Consider the following 1,992-nt stretch of genomic DNA (forward strand, 5'->3'; position numbering starts at 1 on the left):
GCCCTTACCGGCCGACGATCTCCAGGCCGTTATCCACCTCCCGCACGCCGGCTACCGCCATCGTCACCTGCTGGGCGCGGTGGCGTTGTTCTTCGCTGGCGACCACGCCGGCGAGCCGCACCTGGCCGTCCCGGGCGGCGACGGCGACATGGGCGTCGCGCAGGGCGGGGTCGCTGCGCAGGGCGGTCTTGATGTCCTGGCGCAGGCCGCGGTCGGGATCTTTATCGTTGGGCAGCTCGGCGTTTTCCACCGCGGCGGCGGCGAGGCTGGCGGATTGGGCGGGGTCGGTGCCGATGGAGAAGGCGAGGGCGGAGGTGGTGAGCACGGCGAGCACGGTCTGGCGGCTGATCATCTGGAACTCCTGCGACAGCGGTGGATTGCAGCGGCGCTTGGGCCGCGAGCAGCAGGCTTTGCAGGGGCTGTGCCAGGCGGGGAAAAGCCGGGCGGGATCAGGGGCTTGGCGCGGCCGGGTTGAGGTTGCGGTTGAAGAAGCGTGGGCGGGAAGGGCAAAACTGTCGGCCGCCGGCGACGGCTGCCTTCAGCTCGCCGCAGTGCTTTGAATCCGCAGGGTTTTCATTGTCGGGCCGGAGCGACGCCGCGCGGCTCGGCGCGGAACAGGTCGGGATTGAGGCCGTGGCGCTGCAGCAGGCGGTAGAACTCGGTGCGGTTGCGCTCGGCCAGGCGGGCGGCGTCGGAGACGTTGCCGTCGGTGAGCTTGAGCAGTTGCACCAGGTAGCCGCGCTCGAAACGCTGCTTGGCCTCGCTGTAGCTCAGCGCGTCCATCGGCCGCAGGCGCAGCGCGCGTTCGACCAGGGCGAGCGGAATCAGCGGCGTGGTGGCCAGTGCGCAGGCTTGCTCCACCACGTTCTGCAGCTGGCGCACATTGCCCGGCCAGGGCGCGCCGGCGAGGGCTTCCACCGCGTCCGGGGCGAAGCCGCGCAGGCGCTTGCCGTATTTGTGGGCGAGTACCCGCAGGAAGTGGTTGGCCAGCAGCGGGATGTCTTCCCGCCGCTCGGCCAGCGGCGGCAGGCCGAGGTTGACCACGTTGAGGCGGTAGTAGAGGTCTTCGCGGAACTGGCCCTCGGCCAGCGCGGCGTCGAGGTCGCGGTGGGTGGCGGAGAGGATGCGTACGTCGATGGCTTCTGAGCGGGTCGCCCCCACCGGCCGCACCGCGCGCTCCTGCAGTACCCGCAGCAGCTTTACCTGCAGCGCCAGCGGCATGTCGCCGATTTCGTCGAGGAACAGGGTGCCGCCGTCGGCCGCCTGCAGCAGGCCGCGGTGGGCGGTGGTGGCGCCGGTGAAGGCGCCGCGCACATGGCCGAAGAGTTCGGATTCCAGCAGTTGCTCCGGGATGGCACCGCAGTTGATGGCGACGAAGGGCGCCTCGGCGCGCGGGCTGGCGCGGTGGATGGCGCGGGCGAGCAGCTCCTTGCCGGTGCCGCTTTCACCGCGGATGAGCACGCTGGCGTCGGAGGCGGCCACCAGCCGGGCTTCGTCCAGCAGGGTGAGCATGCGCGCGCTGTGGGTGACGATTTCGCTGCGCCATTCTTCGTCGGCGGGGTGCTCGGCCGGGCCGGCGGGCGCGGCCAGGCGCAGGGCGCGGGCGATGCGTTCCAGCAACTCGCGGCTGTCGAAGGGTTTGGTGAGGTAGCCGGAGACGCCGCGGGAGGTGGCTTCCACCGCGTCCGGGATGGTGCCGTGGGCGGTCAGCAGGATCACCGGCAGCGCCGGGTAGAGGCTGCGGATTTCCTCGAACAGGGCGAGGCCGTCGCGGTCGGGCAGGCGCACGTCGCTCACCACCAGGTGGTAGCGCTCCACCGCCAGGCGGGAGAGGGCGGCGTCGGCGCTTTCGGCGGTGCCGACGCGGTAGCCGCTGGCTTCCAGGCGCATGGAGAGGAGGCGCAGCAGGTCGGTGTCGTCGTCCACCAGCAGCAGGCTGGCGCTGGCGTCAGTGGGGTGGTGCAGGGCTGTCGTCATGGCGTGATCCTGGCG

The 1,992-nt window shown here is 71.4% G+C and carries 2 protein-coding genes; both read right to left on the minus strand.

Going from position 1 to position 1,992, the window contains the following annotated elements:
* Positions 1 to 4: 4 nt before the first annotated feature.
* Positions 5 to 352, minus strand: a complete 348-nt coding sequence (locus tag GRF61_RS23945; RefSeq protein WP_169153124.1) for a BON domain-containing protein — start codon at positions 350 to 352, stop codon at positions 5 to 7.
* 221 nt (positions 353 to 573) lie between these two features.
* Entirely contained in the window at positions 574 to 1,977 is a 1,404-nt protein-coding gene (locus GRF61_RS23950) for a sigma 54-interacting transcriptional regulator (RefSeq protein ID WP_169153125.1), read from the minus strand.
* Between the last annotated feature and the right edge of the window lie 15 nt (positions 1,978 to 1,992).

The sequence above is a fragment of the Azoarcus sp. TTM-91 genome (assembly GCF_012911025.1).
GTDB lineage: Bacteria > Pseudomonadota > Gammaproteobacteria > Burkholderiales > Rhodocyclaceae > Azoarcus.